The organism is Bradyrhizobium sp. Pa8 (assembly GCF_052588265.1).
On sequence record NZ_CP176767.1, the window covers coordinates 1,405,004 to 1,428,469 of the forward strand.

Here is a 23,466-nt window from a genome sequence, read left to right on the forward strand (position 1 = left end):
GGTGTCCTTGCTTTCCCGAAATCAGTGCAAATTCGGTTGGGCGCCCTGGCCATTCTCGTCGACGAGATAACCGCGCTCGAACCGGTCGAGACGCATTTCGCGCGTCACGGCATGCGGTTCGTTTCTGGCGATGAGGTGGGCGAAGCAGAAGCCGGAGCCGGGTGTCGCTTTGAAACCGCCGTAGCACCAGCCGGCATTGAGGTAGAGATTGTCGATATGGGTACGGTCGATGATCGGCGTACCGTCCATGCTCATGTCCATGATGCCGCCCCACGAACGCAGCACGCGGACTCGCGAGAGAGAGGGGATCATCGCTTTGCCGGCTTCGATGACGTGTTCGACGCTGGCGAGATTGCCGCGCTGGGCATACGAGTTGTAACCGTCGATGTCGCCACCGAAGACGAGGCCGCCCTTATCGGACTGAGAGACGTAGAAATGGCCGGCGCCGAAGGTGACGACGCAATCGATGAAGGGCTTCAGGCCTTCCGACACGAAGGCCTGGAGCACGTGGCTTTCGATCGGCAGTTTCATGTCCGCCATCGCGGCCACTTGGGAGGAATTGCCGGCCACGGCAACGGCGAGTTTGCCGCAGCCGATAAGTCCCTTGGAAGTCTCGACGCCGGTCACCCTGCCATTTTCGCGGCGGATGCCGGTCACCTCGCATTCCTGAATAATGTCGACACCCATTGCGTCGGCGCCGCGGGCATAGCCCCACGCGACGCCGTCATGGCGCACCGTGCCGCCACGTCGCTGAATAAGGCCGCCCTGAACCGGGAAACGAGCGTTGTCGAAGTCGAGGAAGGGAAGCATCTTCCTTACCTGCGTCCGGTCCAGCAGGTCTGCATCGACGCCGTTCAGCCGCATGGCATTGCCACGCCGCGTGCAGGCGTCGCGCTGGGCATCGGAATGGAAGAGGTTCAACACGCCGCGCTGCGAGACCATGGCGTTGAAGTTGAAGTCCTGCTCCAGCCCTTCCCACAGTTGCATGGAAAGCTCGTAGAACGGGTTATTGCCGGGCAGCAGGTAATTCGAGCGAATGATCGTCGTGTTGCGGCCGACATTGCCCGAACCGACGTAACTCTTTTCCAGGACCGCGACGTCGCGGATTCCGAATTCCTTGGCGAGATAGTAGGCGGTCGCGAGACCGTGCCCGCCACCTCCGACGATGATCACGTCATAGTGCGGTTTGGGTTTCGGCTCGCGCCATGCAGGCCTCCATGCCGTGTTGCCGCGAAGGCCATTCAGGAAAATGGAGAAGGCTGAGTAGCGCATGGTGTATTTTCCACCTCGTTCCGAGAGACATAGTCATCCGACGAAGGGACGCAAGCCAGCATGACCTCATGCTCTATTAAGGGCAAATAATCCGGCCCTCGCGAGTCCCGGAGCATCGTCTGTTCTCAGTCGTCCAGCTTCCCTGCTCGTGCGCCCGGCCGAGAATGCCGAGAACGGCGGCGGGCGCGGCTCGTCTTGGTTATGACCATGGCGGCTCTGCACGTCGGGCCTCAGTGCTGCCGCGACCGCTAAGTTGACGTTGGCTGCGCAGCAAGACCAGACTCACGAGCACTGCGCACGACAACAGCAACGCAAGTTCCAACAGCGCACCGCTACCGAACCAGCAACTCGGCCAAAACAGGAGGCAAGGCGGCGGAGATCAAATCGCGTGGCAGCGCGATTTGCGGCAATAGGATAGTAACTGCACTACAGGACGGCGGTCACGAAACGCTGCTATGCGAAGGCAATAAGGGACTGCTCGCCACGCTCGAGCGGTTTATGCCACCGGATCCGCAAGGCCGCCCCTCCGGATTTGTCTTCAATTTGGCGAACGGGATTCAGGGCGAGTGCCGGTTGTCTCATGTTCCGTCCATGCTCGAGTCGGCTGGAGTGCCCTACACCGGTGCGGGACCGCTCGGGAATGGGCTTGCGTCGGACAAGGTGATCACCAAAACGCTGATGCGCGATCGAGGCGTGCCGACACCGAACTTTCGCGTGATGCGTTGCGGCAATGAGAGTGGGGGCGACTCTGAGTACATTCATGAGCTGCGGCAGTTCGTCGATCGAGCAGTTGCGCAGCCATTTGCCGAGGCTCGTGACGCGGGGATCATTCTCCCGGGCCTGTACGATTACGGGGCCATCATCGGCTGCTCGCATGCTAATCGCCGTTGTCCCTCGTCTTGTGTCCCTTCAAAGCCTCTGCTGACCACGTGGTTTTTAGCGAGCTCGCGCGAATACGTCGGAGCGTGGCGGTCGCCGCTGCTGCGCCGCTGTGCCGAGGGGGCCTCGGCCATCGCCTGCTTGCGGGGGTCTTACAAAACCCGACGCAGCAGCCTACTGCGGGTCCTCCGAGGACGCGTTCGACGCATGGGTCAGGAAGGGTATAATCATCCCCGTGAGGGCGCACTACAGATTCCGGTCCAACGGGAACGTCAGCGGCCTTAACGTTGCAGCGGCTTTGTCGAAGGAAATAAGCACCCCTATCGTCCTTCACCACCGTGCAGCCTATCACTTGCATGACCGCATCCGCAGCGAGCGCGGGCCGCGTCGAACAGAATATAAAGGCTGCGCCACAGAGCGACGTAAGCCGCTTCCGCTTTAAGAAGGCTTGCCTGTACTTCAAGGAAGCCAGCTTTCTTTTGAACGACTGCTCCCGGGCACGATTAGCTGAGCTGACGCGATTTCACGGACAGTTAGCGAGCAGAAGAAGATTGTTGGGTTGAATGTCGTCCGCCGCCGTCTTGATGTACTTGTGCCCCTCGTGCGTGGCCCACACCACATCAACCCTGCGGCCGTTTTCTTCGACATAGAACTCCCATTCGTCGCTCTCGATATCTTTGATAGCCTGATCGATGGATCGCTTCCACGGCGTCCCGTCGGGGTTGGCTCCCCCAACATGGGTGATTCTTTCGTGAGGGTTCTTGATGTCCGTCTTGTTGACGCAGCGAATGCGTGCGCGTTTAGCCATTCTAGTCTCTCCGAAATCTGCAAGTCCTGAAGGACCAGCATAGACCAATGGTTGGATTAAGCGGCCACCAATCCAGGTAGGTGCCTTGCAGTCTTTCTCCGCTATACAACTTGGCGCGCCCCGCGGATTGCGCACCACCCCAAGCACCGGAGAGCCGAGGTGGTCAGCCTTGCTAATCCAAGGGCGAAGGCTGGCCACCGAATTTTTGCGGCGCGTGGTGGGACAGCGCTTTCAAGCGGGCCACTAAGCGAGCGCCGAGTCATCGCCGCTGACTTCGCTGGCAGCGCGGGCGTGGTAGGGACAGCGTCGGGTTCTCACTACCAATGGCGCCGAGTCACCTCCGCGCTGCCTCCTGTCTGCGCGTGCCACAGAGCGGAGCAACTACTAAGCCGAATTTTGTCGTCTCGTACGATCTGACGGAGACCAGACCGAAGCCTCGACCACAAGAGCTGTCTCACGCACGATGAGCGAAAAGCATTCGGTCCACCCCGTTGCGACATCTACCATTGCTACCGTCTGAATGAACGCACCGGACACGGACGTGCCGCCATGCGCAGCCAGATCCGCTTCGCAGTAACCCGACGGAGGTGGTTCCAGTCATTGAACGTGCACACCGGGACCTGCCGCGTACGGCACTGAAAAAGCCGGCCCGTCGTCGGCGCGCTCCGACTACCACGATCGTTACGTCGGTCCGAAGGCGATCGATCGTCGCTGCGCTCACCTCAAACCAGCAGCCGCTCCTTCTCGAGCCGACCGCCCGTTCGATTACGCGCGGCCAGCTCTGATGTGACCTCGCGCTTTGCGCGCATCCTGATCTTCCCTGCCATAGCTGCCACCGAACTGATTCGGCGGTTCCGCCCCAGACACGACAGGGATGTCGTACGGTAAGATTTTTAGTGAGGCAATGCGGGTCAAATTTGGGCTCTGACGCAGTTTTGGTGCAACTGGGTTTATTCTGCGCCGATTAGTCTGGCTTGAAGCAGATCGATTTTGCCACGGCCGTACATTTGGCGTCTGACGAGCTTGAGGCGCGTGATCTGACCCTCAGTCTGTCCGTTGGACCAGGGCGAGGTGATCGCCGCCCGAACCGCCCCTTCATCGTTCGTTACGCCGCGGGCGAACGATGCAACAAGACTGGCGCGAGCGCGCTCGATCCATGGGACGAGGCCCGCCTCGGTCTTGCGTCGGATCATCAGGTGGAATTCGGCGATGATCTCGCGTGCCTCGACCAGGGGTGGCACGCCAGCTTCTACCGCAGCGACGGTCACCGTCTCTGCCTTCGATAGCGTATCCCGTCCGACGGTCATGAGACGAGCGATCGTTCTGGCCGATGGAATCCGATGAAGGGTTTCGACATCAGTCTTTTCGGCCCGCCGTCTACGAGTCGTCCATTCGCCGACAACACGAAGGGAGCCTCGGAAGCCGCGCGCCCGTAGGCGGCGCCAAAGTTCAGCGCCGTTTCGGCAACCGGCTGCCCATTGGTCGTCGAGCCATGGCAGGTGCTCATCGAGAGAGCTCTCCCGGGTCCGGAAGACATCATGGCGTTCGCCGCGGATCACCTGTCGCACCAGCTTCCTGCTGTGACCGGTCTGGCGCACGATCTGCTTGATCGGCGTTCCGCCTTTCGACAGGCCCAAGATGGTCGCGTTGGCCTCCTCGCGGCGGAGATAGCCCTCATATTGGAGACGCTCCGCCGCTGTTAGCAGCTTGGGATCGATCGTCGTCGCTCCGATTGCGCTGCGGATCTGGCGCATCGATTTTCGGACGGCATCGAGGAAGGCCCGACTGGCGTTCTCCATCAGATGCCAACGATCTGCGACCTGTACCGCGTGCGGCAGGGCCCTTGCTGCGGCTTCGCCATATCCTCCACCGCGGTCACGGGCGACGATCGCGATCGTGGGATGAGCAGCGAGCCAGGCTTGGGCGGTCGCGGGCTCACGGTCCGGCAGCAGGGTGACCACCCGGCGCCTTTCCAGGTTGCAGATGATGCTGGCGTATCGGTGATTGCGCCGCCAGGCCCCATCATCAATGCCGATAACCCTGAGCGGGTCAGCTGGCGGACGGCTACGGCGGCGAACCACGCGAAGGAGCGTATCTCAGTCGCGTCGCACTTGGCCGCCGTAATGGCAGCACACGAGTTCTTTAGCGGCGGCGCTTAGGCGGACAGGCGGTCATGGAGAAGAACCGGTCCGGCCTCGAAGCGGCGATAGACCGACTTATGCACGTGCTTACGCGCTCTCGGTCTACAGGTCGCCCAAGCTTGCCGACATGCGTGAAGCTGCGGCCGGCCTCTCGGCCAAGCGAAGGGCTTTGCGCTTCGCACGAGATGAAACCAGTACTGGTTTCACATCTCGCTACCCTGCTGGTTCACGATTTTAAAGATAAGCAAGTGCGCGATGAATTGCAGGCGTGATGGGCATGAGCAAGAAGCCGCGGACTTACGCGGTGAAGAGCGCAGCAACCCGGAATCTGGACCAAGATCGGCATTGGGCAGTCCGCCTAGGGCGCTTTCCGCGGCAGGACGAGTCAGCCCGGCCGGGAACCCGAACAGGAGGCAAGACGATACCTTGCCAACTAGTGTATTGATATTACATAAATTTATGATTTCATTGTTATTTTCATTGATAATTGTCGGGTTTATGCGTATATTGAATGTCGGGTTTTTGCGGGAACGGAGGCCGCGATGCCAAAGCACCAGACTTTGATTGAAAAGATCGAGCGTAAGATCGACCGTAAGAAGCAAGATACCGCCTTTTTGCCGCGCGAGTTCATGACGCTTGGCGGCGAAGATCAGGTCTTGCGCGCGCTGCGTACCCTTGTCGACAAGGGGCGCTTGGTGCGGCTTGGCTACGGTGTCTATGGTCGCGCCGTGCCGTCGCGGCTCACAGGCCGACCAGTGCTGATGAGCCCTGACGGTTTTGTGGGGGTTGCGCGCGAAGCGCTCGACAAGCTCGGCGTGAAATGGGAGCCAACCGAAGCCGAAAGGGCCTATAATGAGGGCCGCTCGACCCAGATCCCCGTCAATCCTGTCGTCAGGGTGAAGGGTCGCTTTTCACGGCATCTGCGCTACGGCAATACGGAGCTGGTTCTTGAAAAATAAGCCAACCCTTGAAGAGCTGCTTGAAGTGCAGGAGTACTTCAAGCTGCCGAGTCCCGGGTTGGTCGAAAAGGACTGGTACGTCGCCCGGGCGCTGGCCGCGATTGCGGGCATCGACACGGGCGAGTTTCGCCTCGTGTTCGGTGGCGGCACGGCGCTCAGCCGCGCCTACAAGCTCACCAAGCGCATGTCGGAAGATGTCGATCTGAAGATCGTTCATCCCGGTCATCCCTCGCGCGGGGCCTTGCGCAAGCTGCGCGGCACGATTACCGACGCGCTGCTTGCGGCGGGCTTCGTGTTCGATCCTGAAAACGAAGAGCATCGCAAGTCGATGTATGATGGGACGTACACCCGATACATGCTGCCCTATACGCCGTTGGCGCAAGGCAAGGGGTTGCGTCCCGGCGTGATGATTGAGACCGCGGTCAACCCGCTGCGGCGCGACACGGTTGACAAGCCGATCAGTTCCTTCGTGGCCGAGGCCTATGGCCGCGCGCCCGAGGTCGCCAGTTTTCCTTGCTCCTCGGTGCTTGAAACGGCGGCTGAAAAACTCGTTGCCTTGACGTGGCGTGCGGGCTCGGAGCTTGCGGGCGTGCGCAAGGAGCGCGATCCGACCTTGGTGCGGCACATCGACGACCTGCATCAAATCCGTAGTGCGTATGATCCGGCGGAGGTCGCCGCCTTGGCGCTCGATGTGATGAAAGCTGATGCCGCCGAGCGCGGTGACCGCTTTCCGGCGTGGGGCAAAGACCCGCTCGGGGAAACCTTGCGCGCGATCGATGGCATTCCCAAGGACAAGGTCTTCGTGGACGGTTTCGCGGACTTCCAGCGCGACATGGTCTATGGCGACAAGCCGGATTTCGACACGGCGATGGGTTCGGTCAACGTCTTGCGCGACCATCTCAAGAAGCTGCCGACGCGACATCCCAAGCCGTGCCCTTCACACGACCGACGATCCTTGCTGCCGTGGAATTTCTTGGCACAAAATCGGGTCAAGCCCATTTCAACAACGTGGTGCTCAGGCTCGGCCTTGAAAACGACATAGCCGCTGATCTCGGTCTTGCTGTCGCGAAGAAGGCGAACGCGCTGGGCCGCATCGTGGCGCAACCGCGTTGATGTTTCCGGTTTTTCGACAGACACAACGGCGTCTACACGACCGCTACGGGCGGACGCCAAGCGAACGGGAGCGCAGAAAACCAATGCAGTTGGATCGTTGGATTGGTGGAAGATGGATTTTCCGCGAATTACACGGGGCGGGCCATAACGCCTGCGTCGGCCGGTGGTATTGTCGGTTTGGGCATTGGAATTAATGCAGTTTCGCTTACGGTTTCGGTGCCTATGGCTACTTCCGCCGCGATTGCGATAACCTACGGCATGGTGCCGAGTTATCACGGCCAGCCGAATCTCGGTTTGAATTTTGTGGCTGCTATGGAGTTCACCGGGGGAGTCACGAGCACGTTTAACAGTGCAGGCAACAACACCGTGTCGATAAAGACGCGAATGTGAGCCGCTTTAGTTGGTCGCGTAGATGTTGTGACCACAAATCAACACGTTCGGTTGGATCGATCGCCGTGGCAGTGATACCTAAGCCGGCACGTGCATCACGCGCGCTGCGATCAGCCTTTCTTTTGTCGAGATTCAAGGTCTAGTTTTGGTGTTCAAAGAATGGAGAAGTTAAGTGGCTATGGGGACAGTGAAATGGTTCAACCCGACGAAGGGGTATGGGTTCATTCAACCGGATTCGGGCGGGAAGGACATCTTTGTTCACATCTCGGCAGTTGAGAAAGCTGGCTTCACCTCGCTCGCAGAGGGAGCCAAAGTCAGCTTCGACGTCGTGAACAATCGCGGGAAAGACTCGGCGGAAAATCTACGAATCGGTTGATACAGCGCCCTAGCCAAAGCCTACGCGCCCTTAGCGCAAGGGAGACCTGAGAGAATGCGGGGGTGCAAAACCCCCGTCGATCTAGCCGTGAAACCCCACTAGAAATCGAATAGCGAAAAAGGCGCCCGCCGCCACAATCACGGTAGCGCTAATCGCATACAATACCCTCAGGCTATTGTTCATGGTGTCTCTGCCACGTCCAGCGTAGTCATCGCTCGGCCTCTTGGTGGCTTCCTCGCTCAGGCTGAAGCACTTTTAGGCGGTGACAACTGCGGGTGGCAACCTACCTGGGCTTGTAGGCCGATGGGTGAGGGCCGCAGCTATGCGACGTTACTACTTCCCGATCTTCCACAGCGGAAAGACGCAGGCAGCTCGTTCTCTACGGGTCCTCGATTGAGCCGTATGTTTTTATGATGTGCGTCGACGTAAGCGAGTAATCTTGCGTTCTAGCTTCGGCTATGTCGGCAAGTCGACTATCGGAAGGAAGCGTAAAGCGAGATCTGATGTTGAAGTGAGGGTAGTACCCACGAATTCGGTGGTGCAGTTCAGCAGCGACTTCAACGTCGGCTGATGCAATGCGCCTGCCGCCCCATACTGTAATGAAGCGCGCTAAAGGATGTGTTCGCTTCAACTTGCTTTTGGTCGTTATTTGCGCGTCAAGCCATTGATAGGCGATCCGGACGCAATCATCATGTTCGTGAACAACGTTTGCGTCTTGATATCTGACGCGCCTTTTGGCGTCCGCAATTTCGTTGGCGGTGAGCATGGTTGAAAGCTCCTCCAACATGTTTAGCCGCGAGTGCCATTGCTGGTAATCAGCTTGTGATATTAGGCCAGTCAGAGGTGATCTGATCCACTAGGAGATCTAGTAGTTGCGGTGTCAAAAATGGAAATACAAATGCGGTGCAATGGACTCTGCAAGATACTGACGCCGTAATGAGTTCCCGCTAACGTTGAATGCCCCCAAAAGATCGGCACGCGGTGGCCCCTGGAACTAGGCACCGCGTGCCGCTGAGGCTCGCTCTGTGCGCCGGCAACCCCCACCGCCGGATAAGAGGTTGCCTTTTTACGAGCTTCAGTTTTTCCCGTATGCCGTGTCGACCTGACGAGAAACTGACGACTCCAATGGAGGGCGATATCATTTGTCAATCCGCGCAGGCGCGGCCGGAGAGGGTGAGCCGGTCAGCGATTGGACGGCGTGGCGGCGAGCGGTGAGGGGCAAGCGGGGTGGTGGAGGTGAGGGGATAGTGGGATGTCGTCTGCATCAATGAAAGCTAACCAAGAACCGGATAGCAAAGAACGCCCCTGCGACTACGGCCACAGTGACGACTAGCGCAAAAGCGATCTTGAGGCTTTCGTTCAAAAAATTAACTCCTAATCGGCCGCACGATCGGCGCAGCGCCAGCCTAGTCCACGACGGTTGGATTCGGCGCCCACCAATCTATGTAGGTGCGGTGCAGTCCTTTTCCCTGATACAACTTCGCGGCTCCCGGGGCCTACCGTCACCGCGGGAGCGCGGTGGTCAGCCTTTGCTGTCAGGGCGGTCAAGGCTGGCCACTGAAGTTAGCGGCGCGTGATAGGGACAGCGCCTCTCCGGTGTGGGGGCGTCGAGTCACGTTGTTGCTAATTTCAATAGCAGCGCGGACGCGGTAGGGACAGCGTCGGCTCTCGTATCTCCGACTGGCGCCGAGTCACGTCCGCGCTGTTTTCTTACCTGATTGTCACCGTGTAACGGACTAGCGTCGGTGCGTGCGCTACGTCGAGCCGTCAACTTTGTGGCGTGGCGCCTTTGTCCAGCGCGTCCGCTAGCATCCTCAGAAACGGTTGATGCCAATCATATTCATCCGACAGCAGCCAGGCCGGTAGGCCAGCGACGTAGCGACTCAGAGCGATGACGCCCGCAAGCGTTGTGGGTTTGGAGTGGATGAGCACGTCTGCGTACTCCTCGAGAGCCAGCCTCGTTCTCTCGCTGATTGCGTCGGCGGCATCAAATTCAGGTCCTTCGACAAGTTTTGCGGATATGGATACAGCGGCATCGTGTTGCGCGGAAAGCCCGCGGTGATGCTCAATCACCTCAAAGATCGAATCTAATTCAGTCGCCATGGGGCGCATTTGCACCAGGCCACATGAGATCGACACTTGCCGATCCTGGTAGGTGCGGTGGAGACCATTGGTCGATACAGCTTGAGGGGCATGCTCGTAGACTTGCACTCCGCGCGGCATGTGCTTGGCAGTGCGAGCGCGACAGGGACAGCGTTCGGCTACGCGGATTCCGTCGACGCCGAGTCGCGCTCGCGCTGCTTCCGCCGTGCCCTTCCGCACGATCAACGCAGCTTCCAATTATCTCAATCGCTCTATAGTTCGATTGTTGTTTAGAACCGATAGCCGACAGCGAGGTTTGCAGCTGGATTATAATAGATTTGGCCGAATGGCACTGAAGCGTTCGGTATGTGTACAACTAGCTCAACCTCCGCGCGCAGGAAAACAGCACCGAAGTTTCGCTCAACGCCAGTTGCTACCGTTGCGATCGGATTGAAGCCACCGATCACGGTAGTCGTGATAGCCCCCTTGTTTTGAATGCTCCCGCAGGAGGTGAGGTAGCTATCTAATCCTCCGCCATTCGGTACCGAGGTGACGACGGGATTCACGCAAGTTGAGTTCTTATCGTAAACGGTGGTCCTCTTGCTGTATTCAACACCAGCGCCCACCCGACCATAAACAAGCCAATCATCAAAGGTCAGGCCGCCCCTAAACGACAGGTCGGCCGAAAACGGTCGGGCCACACGTTCTGTGTACTTGGTTTCTTGAGAAAGCAGCGTGTCTCCTACGATTGAATACCCGCTGGTGCAGCCCCAACAACTCCCGATCCATCTTGGCAGGGCGCTGCTATACACCGATGTGTACCCACCCTTGTCGTCGCCGAAATTGTATTGACCTCGCGCCTCGACGCCAAACAGAATGCCGTTGGCAACGGCGTTGTACCCGACAACTCCGCCAGCCTTACCGCCCCTGATTGCGTCCGGTGCGGTGAACGGTGTCTTTGAGGGATACCAGGGGGCGTACGGGGGCGGATCCGCGTATTGAGTCTGACCATTCGAAAAATCATAACCGGCCGTCAGTGCAGCGTAGACACCCGCAAACTTTAACGGCGCGGAAGATTCTGTTCCAGCGTTCGCAGATACAACGGCACTCGCAGCCGCGAGCAAAACCGCGGCGCCTAGCGCAAATGCGTTCTTCATGAAATGGCTCCTCAGACCCAAGGCGCTACCATAGGGCGAGTTGACGTGAGCATGCAACTAGTCTTTGGTTTGGCCCAACATGGCGAGCCAGGCCGCTTCGCCCTCGGGCGTGATTTTCCAGACTGCGAAATAGTCCGATTTCGATTCTCCAACTTGCTTTAAGAACCCGCGTGCCTTCAGCCTTCTCGGAGCCTCGTGGCCAGCGCCATTGATGCAAGACGGCAAGGGGGCGTCCTTAGCTAGATAAAACAAGGCCAGATATTTTCGTTCGCTTGGCCACACGCGCTCGGTCCGTATTTCTGCGTCCCTCTCCTCCATCGTTTGGCGCTTGAGCGGCGGCGTTTCCACCTCCTCGTCATCAAACTGCGTATTGGATGGCACAACCCGAATGCGTGGATTCCGCATAACGTGGTTGCTATGATCAACGCGGGAGTTGTCCATGGAAATGCTGTGCCAACCATAGAAGAATGTAACTACAGCCGGCCAAAAACGACCGCCCATTAGGTGTATGATCGGCGGGAATTTATACTTGGCTTCCCCGATTTGAACCTATCGATCGATGGCCTCGTAGTCGCAGTTGCCCCCTAAAGTCAGAGTAGCGCGTGTTCAGATATCAGGCAGCGCAACGACTATGATCGTGCGACGAATGCCCATTTTCGGTCGGATAAGCCCCGTGGTGCGACCAGTCAGTCATTGATTGTTCTTAACCCGTAGCTGACTCTTAATCCGTGGGTCCCAGGTTCGAGCCCTGGTGCGCCCACCAAAGGAAAATCTTTGGTTTCCAATCGCTTCGCCAGATGTCTGTTGAGAACAAAACGAGTCTCGTGCGACGCTTTTAGGATCGGACGTCGCACGGCTGGATTACCGGGCGACTTTCCTTTGTTTCTGCATCCTCATGTATCTTCACCCCATTCGATACAGCGCGCAGATCCGATGGTAAAGGTCGATGACGTCTTCGTCGTAGAATAGGATGCTAGTGGTTCATCACAGTGATTTTGACGTTTTGATACCGAGCCATTCGAGGATCGGCAAGCTTTCCGGCGGCACGAGGATTTCGATGCTTCTGGGGACGCGGGGTTGACGTCGGATGAAGCCGTTTCGTTCGAGGGTGACGATCATCTGGTGGACCGAAGGCGGGCTGACGCGGAAGTGGCGCTGGATGTCGGCTTCGGCGGGTGGACGTCCGAACATGTGGGCGTAGGTGTGGATGAAGGCCAGGTAATAACCCTGCTTCTCGGTGAGGCGCGCGCCTGATTTTTGACTCATCGTTGGATTCGTCCCGGCCTCCGACAAGGAGGCAAAGCATGAATGTACGTTATCGGGTCGAATTGAGCCAAGCCGAGCGCGACGAACTGACGGCGATGCTTGGCGGCGGCAAGCACGCCGCCCGCAAGCTTAAGCGGGCGCAGATTTTGCTGGCGGCCGATGGAGGCTGCCGCGACGAGTAGATTGCCCGGACCGTGAGTGTCAGCCCCTCCACCGTCGGCCGGAGCAGGCGCCGCTTCGTGGAAGGCAATCTGGAGCGGGGTTGAGCGAGGAGCCGCGTCCGGGCGCTGAGCGCAAGCTGACCGGCAAGGAGGAAGCCCTGCTGGTGGCGACCGCATGCGCCAAGCCGCCCGATGGCTGCAAACGCTGGACGCTGACGCTGCTGGCCGACACGATGGTCAAGCTCACCGATCACAACAGCCTGTCGGGCGAGACCGTGCGTCGCCGGCTGGCCGAGAACGACCTCAAGCCGTGGCGCAGGGACATGTGGTGCATTCCCCATGTCGACGGCGAATACGTTGCCCGCATGGAGGACGTGCTCGACCTCTACGCCGAGACGCAGAATCCCGCCCGGCCGCTGGTCTGCTTCGACGAGACCCCCATCCAGCTGATCGGCGAGGTGCGTCAGCCGGTCCCGGCCCAACCGGGACAGCGCGAGCGCTACGATTACGAGTATCGCCGCAACGGCACCGCCAATCTCTTCGTCACCTTCGATCCACATCGGGGTTGGCGCAACATCAAGGTCACCGACCGCCGCGCCGCCGTGGACTACGCCCACTGCATGCGTGATCTCGTCGACGTCCATTATTCCGACGCCGCCTGCATCCGTGTCGTGCAGGACAATTTGTCGATCCACAAGCCTGGGGCGCTCTATGAGGCCTTCGCGCCCGCCGAGGCCCGGCGCATCCTGCGCCGCCTCGAATTCCACTTCACCCCGAAGCACGCTAGTTGGCTCAATATGGTCGAGTGCGAGATCAGCGTGCTACAGCGCCAGTGTCTCGGCAGCCGCATCGACGATCCCAAAAGGCTCCGAAACGAGATCGCAGCATGGCAAAAGAGGCGGAATAAAACCCGAGCCCGCATCAAATGGATCTTCACAACAGACACCGCACCAAACTCGGCCGCGCCTATCCAACCACCACCAAAGAGTCAAAAACACTGTGATGAACCACTAGTCGCCGTCGTCCAATCGTCCTTGTATCCAATTGTCCAGCGCCTATCAATTCGTAAAGCTTGGTGCGACCTAGTCCGGTTGCTTTGCATGCATCGTCGATCGTACAGGTCAACCGCTCAGCAAACGGAATTTTTGCTCGGCGTGATTGGTTTGAAAGGGGGGACCCTTCTCGGTTTGTTCAACCTGGTCCGAATCTCGATGCATAGACTTCACCTCTCAAGCTCAACCGGATGAGAGTTGCTTATGCAGGTGAAAACCGTCAATGCGAACACCTGAGCGCTGCCGCGTATTGTAGCGCATACTAACGAGGACTAGAAAGCCGCCGGCGTTCTGTTTCGGCGCGAACTTTCTTTGACCCTCGCTGATGCGATCGCGAGCCTAGCTTGCGTCTCAGAGGAGGCTAATTATGTAGAACACCAGCTTAGTTCTGGCTTTCGCTTTTGGAAGCAAAAATGCTCCTCGCGTGCTGCTCTTTTCTGGAGATGTGCAGGTCAGAAACTGGGAATCTCTTGGCAACGATATGTTTGGCCGAGTGGCTCCTACCATACGCGATTGTGCGAGGACCAGTTCGTAATGGAGCATGCACCGATGACTTATCCAGCGGCAGATTACACTGTTTGAATATGATGACGGGTTTAATAACATCGTGTTCACGTCTTCCATTATTGAAGGCATCAAGCGCAAAACTCTAGTTTTGGATAGTCCAAATCTCGCTGCAAAAAAACTCCGAGACTCTAAATGAAAACTCAGTGGCAGGTCAGTGCGTCAGACGCACGATCGAGCATGAATTACCGCTTGAGATCGACTATTTGCCCCGGCATGACGAAGCGCGCCACAAGATCAATGGGAATTGTCGAGATGCAGGACCGCCTCGCCGATGGTCGTCTGCTGTTCATCCGCCAGAACAAGGGAGCGCTCTCCAAAAGCGCAGGGAGCGTGAATTCGAGGCCTTAAGGACGACGAAGTCGAAGCCATTGAGGCCATCGTGCGCGAGATATTCGATGGCTTTGAGGAAACCGCCGTTGACGACGATCGTCGGCAGCAATAGTGACCGTTCAATCGCTTAGAGCCTTGTTCACAAGCGAAGCGTAAACCGCAAGAAACTGATGCATCCTCATTCCGCTGCGATTTTGGCGACTTCTGCCAGCGGTCCCGGTTCCACTCGGATATCACCGGAAAAAGGACGCTCTTGCAGACCAATGAGTCCCAGCGCCATCACGACGGCGATTGAGAACACGCTTAGCGCCGCAATTTGCGCACCGGCCTTCTTCAGGTGCACCAACCCGATTGATATCTGTGTCACCACGCCAAGGATCAGGACGAGAATCCATTTGGCATCGATCGTGCGGTCCGAGGCCAACGCGAGCCGTTCGGAGCGCGCGCTGCCCGCTCCGACTGCGGCATTTAGCAAGGCCGTCTGCACCGCAGCGCCCGCTGCTTGACCGATCCGAGGATGGCTCACTTCCCGCAGCAAGGCGTCATAGGCGGACTCAACCGAATGGGCCTTCTGGTCCTGCGCCATCGCCGGCCACTCGTCATCCACGAGGGCGGCGACGTATTTCGCAAGCACCAGGCGGAGGCTGCCCATATCCGAGACGGACGCGTTACTAACAGCATAGATGTTACGCAGTTCCGCCGCCTCTGACTGCACCGCGCGGGCCGCTTGACGGTTGCGATCGGTTATATCATTGGCCAAGAATCCGGTCAGGAACGCAAACAACACTCCGACTGTCCCGAAAAACGGAGCGACCACGCCTTCTACGCGACGCACCGGCACAACCGTTGCAGGGCTGAAACTCGCGATCACAATGGCGGCGCCAGTCGTTGCGTAAAGGGCGATGAGGACCGCGAACAATTCAAATGCAGGAAAGTCCAACCAAGCTTTGATCAATTGGGTAGGCGATCCTCTATTGCTTGGCGGCGAATCCGATCAGAAACATATGAGCATTGAGCCGCCGAATAATATATTGCGAGCGAAGGCACAACCAAGAGGCCGCGACAGAATGGCTCAGGGATTGGGGTCACTCGCTTTAGGATCATTATTCTCTCAGAATTGTTCCATGGCTTTTGCATGGCCAACTCTGGGCAGGCCAGATCACCTCGCTAAGGCACCTAGCTAGTGGTGCGGGACGTCAGCAATTCTTGACGCCGTTGCACAGGATTTCAACAGACGGACGCCCCACGAAATCGCTGTGAAAACCTGGCCAGGCTCAGCACAAACGCGAGGATTAGTCAGGTTCGATCTCGAGGTGAAACCAGTCGGTTGGCGCAGGCGTGGCACCAGCAAAGTGACCGAACCTCGCCGGCGTCGTCACGACACGCAGGAGCGCGAACGGCTTGGTATGGATCAGCATGAAAGCCATCCAAAAGCTGCGGTCCGGCGGACATCGAGCACAAGACCTGTCCCTTGTGAGGAAAGAATCGAGCGGCTGGACCTGGTCCCGGCGCGTTCCGGATCCTTGTTACCCGGCGTCCCAAATACGCCTGCCGATCCTGCGATGGTGGCATCATGCAAGCCGAAAGCACGCGAGCGTTGCGATGCATTCGTCAAACCTTCGGTCGGCAGCTCGCGTACAGCAGACTTTGAGAGGACGTTAACCTAAACGCGGCGGCGGAGCGAAGAGCCGGGCGACTCATCCTACCCCACGAACTCGCCGTTCCTTTCTTTGGCCACGCCAGACTACGCTTTCGATTCTCCGGCGATTGAAAGCAGCAGCCTTCCTGCCTTTTGTGTCGTCCCATCATCGGTGGGGCAATCACTGTCATTTCGAACCGATTTCGCTGCGCTCATCCATGGGCGCGCTAGACCTTTTCGGTATCCGGGAGGAGCCGGGCATGAGCTTCGACACAGCGCTCGACGAGACGAACGAGCCAAATTTAGAACAAGCCGATGCGATTTCGGGGACGGGGCAGCAAAACCCTGCCGTAACGAGAAAGGTCAGCGTCCAGCTTTCCGAACAGATTTTCCGCCGTCTCGAAGTTGCAACAGGGCGGCCCGGAGTTGGCAAGAGCAGGGTCGTGGAGGCCGCTCTTGAACGCTTCCTTGATCCAGCGCCGCCGATTGAAGGTCTGATTCATGAGGCGCTTGATCGGATCACCAGGCAACTTGAACGTCTGGACAGCGACGTCCGCATGATCGCCGAGACGGTTGCGCTGCAGGCCCGTTATCACCTCACCGTCACACCTCTGATGCCGCAATCACAGCAGCGTGAAGCGTGTGCGCTCGGCCAAGAGCGATTCAAGGCGCTGGCCGAACAGGTCGACCGTCGCGTGCGCGCGAACCGGCCCTTACTGCGAGAGACGATCGACCAAATCAATGCTTCGAATGCCGACGGTTATGCGGCTGACGATGTTTCGCGGGTTTCTGCGGAATCTGCCCAGAAAAGCGCTGCGGCCACCATTCTAGACGCAACTACCGACATGAGCGCTGCCGCCGAGGAGGGCGGCAGCAACCGCAACTTTCACAATCTGCCAAACGCGTTCTGCTAAATCGGCCGGTGACTGCGCGATTGGCGCGCAAAAAGCAGCGAAGGGCCTATCCAATCTCAATCCTTCGCAATCGTACGATAGGCGCCGAATCTCAACTTGGCGCTTGATCGGCTGTGTCTTTCTTCCGTTCGTCGCCGGCTATTACCTTTCCTATCTGTTTCGGACCATCAACACGTTAATCTCGGGACAGCTCGCAGGTGAGCTGGGTCTCGATGCTGCCAACCTTGGCCTGCTGACGTCGGTCTATTTCCTCGTGTTCGCAGGCGTCCAGATTCCGATCGGAGCACTACTGGATCGTTTCGGGCCACGTCGGGTCCAGAGCGTGCTCCTAATGATTGCCGGCGGCGGGGCGGCTCTATTTGGAGCGTCCACAGGATTTCTGGAGCTTCTGGTCGCGCGTGCGATGATCGGCATCGGTGTCTCGGCTGCAGCCATGGCCGGGCTGAAGGCCATTGTCACCTGGTTTCCAAGAGAACGTATTGCCCTGGTCAATGGCTACATGATGATGCTCGGCGCACTAGGTGCGGTGGCTGCAACAACGCCAGCCCAATGGCTGTTGGAATATACGGGCTGGCGCGGGCTGTTTGAGCTCTTGGCCCTTGCGACCTTTGCGTCGGCTCTCCTGATCTTTTGGGCGGTTCCTGAGGCCGCGCGACCAAAGGTGACCCAGCCGACCGTCCTAAAGCTAAGTGTGATCTACACAGATCGACGGTTCTGGCGACTCGCGCCGCTTTCGGCAAGCTGTATTGGGGCGGCTTGGTCCCTGCAGGCCTTGTGGGCAGCACCTTGGATGATGGAGGTAGAAGGGCTCAACCGCGAATCCTCGATCACGCATCTCTTCATCATGGCACTCGGGATCAGCGGCGGCGCGTTGCTACTTGGTACGTTGGCTGATCGGCTACGCCGACGTGGGATAGGGCCGGAAGTTCTGTTCGCGGCAGTGACAGCGCTGTTTGTAGGGGCCGAGCTTGCATTGATCCTGCGAACGCCATTGCCATCGCTATTGCCATGGCTCGTTATCTCCATTGTCGGTGCAGCGACGGTCCTCAGCTATGCGATCGTAGCGGAATATTTCCCGAGCGAGCTCACCGGGAGAGCAAATGCCGGTTTGAACGTTCTTCATTTCGGGTGGTGTTTCGTCGTCCAATACGGGACCGGACTCATCCTTGACCAATGGTCCGTTCAGGATGGTCACTATCCGACCATTGCCTACCAGGTTGCGTTCGCATCCGCCGTTGGGGTGCAGATTCTGGCGCTAGGCTGGTTTACGATCCCATGGCTTGGTATTTTGGGCAGACGGCTCGCCAAATTCTTTCTCCGCGATCCCGAAACAAGTGGAAGCGCCGTTGAAGTATCCGTGACGTCAGCAGAAGCTGACGTACTCGAGCCTGAAGACGAGGAATGGTAGCGCAAGCCGTGTTGGGCAATTCCACTCCCTGGCCTGATCCGGGAGAGCATCAACAACTCGGCGCGTCCCAAGTATTCTGGTTCGATCTTTCTTTTCCTACGCCAGCCTACGATTGCAGCACTGCGCTCGTTGCGCCAATGAAGGCCCTGCTTTTCTAATCATACCCATCTGAGGCCGCGTGGAGTGCCTCAGCTCTTGGGACATCAATGACAATCCAGTCGTTTCAGCCGGAGGTGATCTCGCGCGGAGCACGGATGCTGCGCACTGCGCTCGGCCCCGCGATCACGTGCTTTCTGGAAGATCCCTCGATTGTTGAGGTGATGCTCAACCCGGACGGTCGGCTGTGGATCGATCGGCTGTCGAGTGGCCTGACCGAGACCGGTGAAAGCCTATCCGCCTCTGACGGAGAACGGATCATTCGCCTGGTCGCCCACCATGTCGGTGCCGAGGTTCATGCGGGCGCGCCACGTGTTTCGGCCGAGCTACCGGAGACCGGGGAGCGATTCGAAGGTCTGCTACCGCCCGTCGTTGCTGCCCCGGCATTCGCGATCCGCAAGCCGGCCGTAGCTGTATTCTCTCTGGACGACTATGTCGCCGCCGGAACCATGACCATGGAGCAGGCCGGGGCTCTTCGAACGGCCGTCGCCGCTCGCCATAACATCCTGGTTGCGGGCGGCACCTCGACCGGAAAAACCACTCTGACAAATGCGCTTCTTGCTGAGGTCGCCAAGACGTCCGACCGTGTAGTTCTCATTGAAGATACAAGAGAACTTCAATGCAAGGCGCCAAATCTCGTTGCCTTGCGCACCCGGGACGGCGTGGTCTCGCTGTCCGATCTAGTTCGCTCCTCGCTGCGCCTTCGGCCCGATCGTATTCCGATCGGCGAGGTGCGTGGGGCCGAAGCTCTTGATCTCCTCAAGGCCTGGGGGACAGGCCACCCCGGCGGCATCGGGACCATTCATGCCGGCACCGCTCTTGGTGCGTTGCGCCGGCTTGAGCAGCTCATCCAGGAGGCTGTGGTCACGGTTCCGCGCGCACTTATTGCCGAAACGATCAACGTCATTGCTGTGCTTGTTGGCCGCGGCGCCGATCGCCGCCTTGCCGAGCTTGCGCGCGTCTCGGGGCTCGGTCCCTCCGGCGACTACTGCCTTTCAGCAATAGGAGATCAACCATGAGTTCTCGAGTGCCTCGCAACGCGAGGGTCATTGCGATCGCGGCCTTTGCCCTCGCGTCAACCAGCGCGCTTCCTGCCTGGGCTGCTGGCTCGAACATGCCGTGGGAGCAGCCGCTCAACCAGATCCTGCAATCGGTTGAGGGACCCGTCGCCAAGATCCTCGCGGTCATCATCATCATCGTGACCGGATTGTCGCTGGCATTTGGAGATACCTCGGGCGGATTTCGGCGGCTGGTTCAGATCGTGTTCGGTCTGTCGATCGCCTTTGCCGCCTCTAGCTTCTTCCTGTCGTTCTTCTCCTTTGGCGGCGGAGTGGTGATTTGATGGATGAAGTTCCAGGGTTTGTCGCGCCGGTCCATCGGGCCTTGACGGAGCCGATTTTAATGGGTGGTGCGCCGCGTTCAGTTGCAATCCTGAACGGCACCCTGGCGGCGGCGCTTGGACTGGGCTTGCGGCTCTGGATCGCAGGTCTCCTGCTCTGGTTCATCGGCCATATGGCCGCCGTCTGGGCCGCCAAGCGCGATCCCGATTTCGTCGAAGTCGTACGCCGTCACGTTCGCATTCCCGGCCACCTCAATACGTGAATTGTCCCATGATGAATCTCGCTGAATATCAGGCCTCAAACACGCGACTTGCCGATTTCTTGCCCTGGGCCGCGCTCGTTGACGAGGGGGTGGTCCTCAACAAGGATGGCTCTTTCCAACGGACGGCGAGGTTTCGGGGGCCTGATCTCGATAGCGCAGTGCCGGCCGAACTTGTCGCAGTTGCCAGCCGGATAAACAATGCGCTGCGCCGTCTCGGATCCGGCTGGGCCATCTTCGTCGAGGCGCAGCGCCATGCCGCAGGCGCCTATCCTCCAAATACTTTTCCCGACGTGGCATCCGCCCTGGTCGACGCCGAGCGAAAGGCCCAATTCGAAGAGGAGGGCGCTCACTACGAGTCGAGCTACTATCTGACTTTCCTCTATCTGCCGCCAGCTGAGGGCGCAGCGGTCGCAGAACGGCTGCTCTATGAAGGCGGCCAGCGGACGGTTGGCGAAGATTCGCGCCAAATGCTGAACGGCTTTCTCGATCGCACAAATCGCGTCCTCCAGCTCGTAGAAGCGTTCATGCCGGAATGCGGCTGGCTCGACGACGAGGCGACCCTCACTTACCTGCATTCCACCATCTCGACCAAGCGGCATCGGGTCCGGGTGCCTGAGATTCCCATGTATCTTGATGCCTTGCTCGCCGATCAGTCGCTGAGCGGCGGGCTCGAGCCGACGCTGGGTCCAGCCCACATCCGCGTTCTGACCGTGGTTGGGTTTCCAACCGCGACCACGCCCGGAATCCTCGATGATCTCAACCGATTGGCATTTCCGTATCGCTGGTCAACCCGGGCCATCATGCTCGACAAGGCCGACGCGACAAAGCTTCTCACGAGGATCCGGCGTCAGTGGTTTGCCAAGCGCAAGTCGATCGCGGCGATCCTAAAAGAGGTGATGACCAACGAGGCCTCGGCGCTTCTTGATACCGACGCGAACAATAAGGCCGTCGATGCCGATGCGGCCCTCCAGGAATTGGGCTCGGATCAGATCGGAGAAGCCTTTGTCACCGCGACCGTCACGGTCTGGGACAGCAATCCGCGCGTTGCGGACGAAAAGCTGCGTTTGGTGGAAAAGGTCATCCAAGGCCGCGACTTCACCTGCATGATCGAAACCGTCAATGCAGTTGAGGCATGGCTCGGCAGCCTGCCCGGGCACGTCTATGCCAACGTCCGCCAGCCGCCGATCTCGACCCTGAATCTGGCTCATATGATCCCGCTATCGGCCGTATGGGCCGGGGAGGTGAGGGACCCTCACTTCAAGGCGCCACCTCTATTCTTTGGCAAGACAGAGGGGGCGACGCCCTTCCGGTTCTCCCTGCATGTCGGCGATGTCGGGCACACTCTTATTATAGGGCCGACCGGCGCCGGAAAGTCCGTTCTCCTGGCCCTGATGGCCTTGCAGTTCCGCCGCTACCCCGGCGCACAGATCTTTGCCTTTGACTTTGGCGCCTCGATCCGAGCCGCGGCCATCGCAATGGGCGGCGACTGGCATGATCTTGGCGGAGCGGTCGCCGGAGAATCATCCGACTTTGTTGCACTGCAGCCGCTCGCCAAGATCGACGAAGTCTCCGAACGGGGCTGGGCGGCCGAATGGATTGCCTCGATTCTGTCCCGCGAGCGGCTCGAGGTCACGCCTGAGGTCAGAGAGCACATTTGGTCGGCGCTCACTTCGCTAGCTTCGGCGCCCGCCATTGAGCGAACCCTTACAGGGCTATCGGTGCTTCTTCAGTCCAATAACCTGAAGCGCGCGCTGCAGCCTTATTGCTTGGGGGGGCCATACGACCGCTTGCTCGATGCAGAAAGCGAGCACCTCGGCGGCTCTTCCGTCCAGGTGTTTGAGACCGACGGGTTGATCGGGACCGCGGCCGCTCCGGCCGTCCTTTCCTACTTGTTCCACAGGATCGAAGGGCGCTTTGATGGCCGACCGACGCTCCTCATCATTGATGAGGGCTGGCTCGCGCTCGATGATGCCCATTTTGCTGGGCAACTCCGGGAATGGCTGAAAACGCTTCGCAAGAAGAACGCCTCAGTCGTGTTTGCAACCCAGTCGCTTGCGGATATCGACGGTTCGGCCATTGCGCCGGCGATCATCGAAAGCTGCCCGACCCGGATCCTGTTGCCCAACGACCGCGCCATCGAGCCGCAGATCACGGCGATTTACCGGCGCTTTGGGCTCAACGATCGACAGATCGAAATCCTGGCACGCGCAACACCGAAGCGTGACTATTACTGCCAGTCCCGTCGCGGCAATCGCCTGTTCGAGCTCGGCCTCGGCGAAGTCGCGCTCGCTTTTACAGCCAGCTCATCGAAAGCCGACCAGGCCTTGATTGACCGGGTCCTGGCCGAGCACGGCCGTGAGAATTTCGTGACGGGTTGGCTCAAGGCGCGCGAGCTCGCTTGGGCGTGCGAACTTGTTCCGCAACTTGCAAAGGCAGGGAGCCTCTAATGCGACGTTTAACTCAGCTCGTAGCAGCGGGCTTGATTGCTGCTGCCGTTCTCCAGGTGCCACGACAGGCCACGGCACAGTGGATCGTGTTCGATCCCAACAACTACGCGCAGAACGTGCTGACTGCAGCCCGCGAATTGCAGCAGATCAATAATCAGATCACATCATTACAAAACCAGGCGCTGATGCTGATCAACCAGGCCAAAAATCTGGCCAGCCTGCCGTATTCGTCGCTACAGCAGCTCGAGCAGTCGATCCAGCGCACCCAGCAGTTGCTCGGCCAGGCGCAGCGCATCGCCTATGACGTCCAGCAGATTGATCGTGCGTTCTCATCGACCTACGCACCGGCTTCTGCGAGCCAGCCGGCCCAGGCGCTGATCGCGAATGCGCAAACACGCTGGCAGAATGCTGTTGCTGGCTTTCAGGACGCCATGCGGGTGCAGGCGACTGTGGTCGGCAATCTCGACACCAACCGCGCCCAAATGTCAGCCCTCGTCAGTGCGAGCCAGGGCGCTACCGGTGCGCTGCAGGCGAGCCAAGCCGGCAATCAGCTGCTTGCGCTTCAAAACCAGCAGCTCGCGGATCTCACGGCGGCAATTGCTGCGCAGGGGCGTGCTCAGACTTTGGAGCAGGCGGAGCGCGCGGCCGCCCAGGATCAGGGCAGGGAGCAGCTGAGGCGTTTCCTCAGCCAGGGTCAGGGCTACCAGTCCACAACAGTGCAGATGTTCCACTAATGTCGAAGAACAG

Annotated in this window: 20 protein-coding genes and 6 pseudogenes; 15 read left to right on the forward strand and 11 right to left on the reverse strand. The window is 59.0% G+C overall.

What is annotated here, in order from left to right:
- Positions 1-21 precede the first annotated feature (21 nt).
- The gene (locus ACKWRH_RS06440) at positions 22-1,272 is read right to left on the reverse strand and encodes a sarcosine oxidase subunit beta family protein (RefSeq protein ID WP_445219786.1); all 1,251 of its coding nucleotides are present in this window, start codon (positions 1,270-1,272) and stop codon (positions 22-24) included.
- A gap of 414 nt (positions 1,273-1,686) precedes the next feature.
- On the opposite strand from ACKWRH_RS06440, the pseudogene ACKWRH_RS06445 reads away from it, so the two are divergent.
- Positions 1,687-2,020, forward strand: a pseudogene (locus ACKWRH_RS06445) (D-alanine--D-alanine ligase family protein); the annotation flags it as partial.
- Positions 2,021-2,076: 56 nt separating this feature from the next.
- On the opposite strand, the pseudogene ACKWRH_RS06450 reads toward ACKWRH_RS06445, so the two are convergent.
- From ACKWRH_RS06450 to ACKWRH_RS06460, 3 genes and pseudogenes are all read right to left on the reverse strand, one after another.
- Positions 2,077-2,148: pseudogene (locus ACKWRH_RS06450) on the reverse strand (hypothetical protein); the annotation flags it as partial.
- A gap of 526 nt (positions 2,149-2,674) precedes the next feature.
- The gene (locus ACKWRH_RS06455) at positions 2,675-2,959 is read right to left on the reverse strand and encodes a DUF3892 domain-containing protein (RefSeq protein ID WP_445219787.1); all 285 of its coding nucleotides are present in this window, start codon (positions 2,957-2,959) and stop codon (positions 2,675-2,677) included.
- A 950-nt stretch (positions 2,960-3,909) separates the two neighbouring features.
- Positions 3,910-5,055: pseudogene (locus tag ACKWRH_RS06460) on the reverse strand (ISL3 family transposase); the annotation flags it as partial.
- A gap of 121 nt (positions 5,056-5,176) precedes the next feature.
- Here ACKWRH_RS06460 and ACKWRH_RS06465 point away from each other — a divergent pair.
- The 5 genes and pseudogenes from ACKWRH_RS06465 to ACKWRH_RS06485 all read left to right on the forward strand — a co-directional run.
- Positions 5,177-5,257: pseudogene (locus ACKWRH_RS06465) on the forward strand (thiaminase II); the annotation flags it as partial.
- Between the two features lie 385 nt (positions 5,258-5,642).
- Positions 5,643-6,059, forward strand: a complete 417-nt coding sequence (locus ACKWRH_RS06470; RefSeq protein ID WP_445219788.1) for a DUF6088 family protein — start codon at positions 5,643-5,645, stop codon at positions 6,057-6,059.
- Between the two features lie 133 nt (positions 6,060-6,192).
- The gene (locus ACKWRH_RS06475; protein WP_445219789.1) at positions 6,193-7,101 is read left to right on the forward strand and encodes a nucleotidyl transferase AbiEii/AbiGii toxin family protein; all 909 of its coding nucleotides are present in this window, start codon (positions 6,193-6,195) and stop codon (positions 7,099-7,101) included.
- Positions 7,102-7,277: 176 nt separating this feature from the next.
- Positions 7,278-7,562 (forward strand): hypothetical protein, encoded by a 285-nt coding sequence (locus ACKWRH_RS06480; protein WP_445219790.1) that lies wholly within the window; start codon positions 7,278-7,280, stop codon positions 7,560-7,562.
- 172 nt (positions 7,563-7,734) lie between these two features.
- The gene (locus ACKWRH_RS06485; protein WP_445219791.1) at positions 7,735-7,938 is read left to right on the forward strand and encodes a cold-shock protein; all 204 of its coding nucleotides are present in this window, start codon (positions 7,735-7,737) and stop codon (positions 7,936-7,938) included.
- Between the two features lie 379 nt (positions 7,939-8,317).
- On the opposite strand, the gene ACKWRH_RS06490 is transcribed toward ACKWRH_RS06485, so the two are convergent.
- The 5 genes from ACKWRH_RS06490 to ACKWRH_RS06510 form a co-directional block, all read right to left on the reverse strand.
- Positions 8,318-8,704 carry a hypothetical protein gene (locus tag ACKWRH_RS06490; RefSeq protein WP_445219792.1) on the reverse strand — a complete coding sequence of 129 codons (387 nt, stop codon included), beginning with the start codon at positions 8,702-8,704 and terminating at the stop codon, positions 8,318-8,320.
- 1,001 nt (positions 8,705-9,705) lie between these two features.
- Positions 9,706-10,041 (reverse strand): hypothetical protein, encoded by a 336-nt coding sequence (locus tag ACKWRH_RS06495; RefSeq protein ID WP_445219793.1) that lies wholly within the window; start codon positions 10,039-10,041, stop codon positions 9,706-9,708.
- Positions 10,042-10,310: 269 nt separating this feature from the next.
- Positions 10,311-11,177 (reverse strand): hypothetical protein, encoded by an 867-nt coding sequence (locus tag ACKWRH_RS06500; RefSeq protein ID WP_445219794.1) that lies wholly within the window; start codon positions 11,175-11,177, stop codon positions 10,311-10,313.
- 57 nt (positions 11,178-11,234) lie between these two features.
- Complete coding sequence (locus ACKWRH_RS06505; protein ID WP_445219795.1) at positions 11,235-11,618, reverse strand: hypothetical protein; 384 nt, start codon at positions 11,616-11,618, stop codon at positions 11,235-11,237.
- A 543-nt stretch (positions 11,619-12,161) separates the two neighbouring features.
- A complete protein-coding gene (locus ACKWRH_RS06510; RefSeq protein ID WP_445219796.1) occupies positions 12,162-12,443 on the reverse strand; it encodes a LexA family protein in 282 nt (93 codons plus the stop codon).
- A 38-nt stretch (positions 12,444-12,481) separates the two neighbouring features.
- Here ACKWRH_RS06510 and ACKWRH_RS06515 point away from each other — a divergent pair.
- Positions 12,482-13,596: pseudogene (locus tag ACKWRH_RS06515) on the forward strand (IS630 family transposase); the annotation flags it as partial.
- Positions 13,597-14,731: 1,135 nt separating this feature from the next.
- On the opposite strand, the gene ACKWRH_RS06520 reads toward ACKWRH_RS06515, so the two are convergent.
- Complete coding sequence (locus ACKWRH_RS06520) at positions 14,732-15,508, reverse strand: bestrophin-like domain (RefSeq protein WP_445219797.1); 777 nt, start codon at positions 15,506-15,508, stop codon at positions 14,732-14,734.
- Between the two features lie 337 nt (positions 15,509-15,845).
- Positions 15,846-15,971: a hypothetical protein gene (locus tag ACKWRH_RS06525; RefSeq protein ID WP_445219798.1), complete on the reverse strand. Its 126-nt coding sequence runs from the start codon at positions 15,969-15,971 to the stop codon at positions 15,846-15,848.
- A 57-nt stretch (positions 15,972-16,028) separates the two neighbouring features.
- On the opposite strand from ACKWRH_RS06525, the pseudogene ACKWRH_RS06530 reads away from it, so the two are divergent.
- From ACKWRH_RS06530 to trbJ, 8 genes and pseudogenes are all read left to right on the forward strand, one after another.
- Positions 16,029-16,153 (forward strand): annotated as a pseudogene (locus tag ACKWRH_RS06530) (IS66 family transposase zinc-finger binding domain-containing protein); the annotation flags it as partial.
- A gap of 299 nt (positions 16,154-16,452) precedes the next feature.
- The gene (locus tag ACKWRH_RS06535) at positions 16,453-17,106 is read left to right on the forward strand and encodes a hypothetical protein (protein ID WP_445219799.1); all 654 of its coding nucleotides are present in this window, start codon (positions 16,453-16,455) and stop codon (positions 17,104-17,106) included.
- Positions 17,107-17,209: 103 nt separating this feature from the next.
- Positions 17,210-18,514 (forward strand): MFS transporter, encoded by a 1,305-nt coding sequence (locus ACKWRH_RS06540; protein ID WP_445219800.1) that lies wholly within the window; start codon positions 17,210-17,212, stop codon positions 18,512-18,514.
- A 206-nt stretch (positions 18,515-18,720) separates the two neighbouring features.
- Positions 18,721-19,689 carry a P-type conjugative transfer ATPase TrbB gene (gene trbB / locus ACKWRH_RS06545; protein ID WP_445219801.1) on the forward strand — a complete coding sequence of 323 codons (969 nt, stop codon included), beginning with the start codon at positions 18,721-18,723 and terminating at the stop codon, positions 19,687-19,689.
- Positions 19,686-20,012 (forward strand): TrbC/VirB2 family protein, encoded by a 327-nt coding sequence (locus ACKWRH_RS06550; RefSeq protein ID WP_445219802.1) that lies wholly within the window; start codon positions 19,686-19,688, stop codon positions 20,010-20,012. Before trbB ends, ACKWRH_RS06550 begins: the two co-directional genes overlap by 4 nt.
- Positions 20,012-20,272: a VirB3 family type IV secretion system protein gene (locus ACKWRH_RS06555; protein ID WP_283037870.1), complete on the forward strand. Its 261-nt coding sequence runs from the start codon at positions 20,012-20,014 to the stop codon at positions 20,270-20,272. Before ACKWRH_RS06550 ends, ACKWRH_RS06555 begins: the two co-directional genes overlap by 1 nt.
- An 8-nt stretch (positions 20,273-20,280) precedes the next feature.
- Positions 20,281-22,719, forward strand: a complete 2,439-nt coding sequence (trbE, locus tag ACKWRH_RS06560; RefSeq protein ID WP_445219803.1) for a conjugal transfer protein TrbE — start codon at positions 20,281-20,283, stop codon at positions 22,717-22,719.
- A complete protein-coding gene (gene trbJ, locus ACKWRH_RS06565; protein WP_445219804.1) occupies positions 22,719-23,453 on the forward strand; it encodes a P-type conjugative transfer protein TrbJ in 735 nt (244 codons plus the stop codon). The genes trbE and trbJ overlap by 1 nt, the downstream gene beginning before the upstream one ends.
- Positions 23,454-23,466 lie beyond the last annotated feature (13 nt).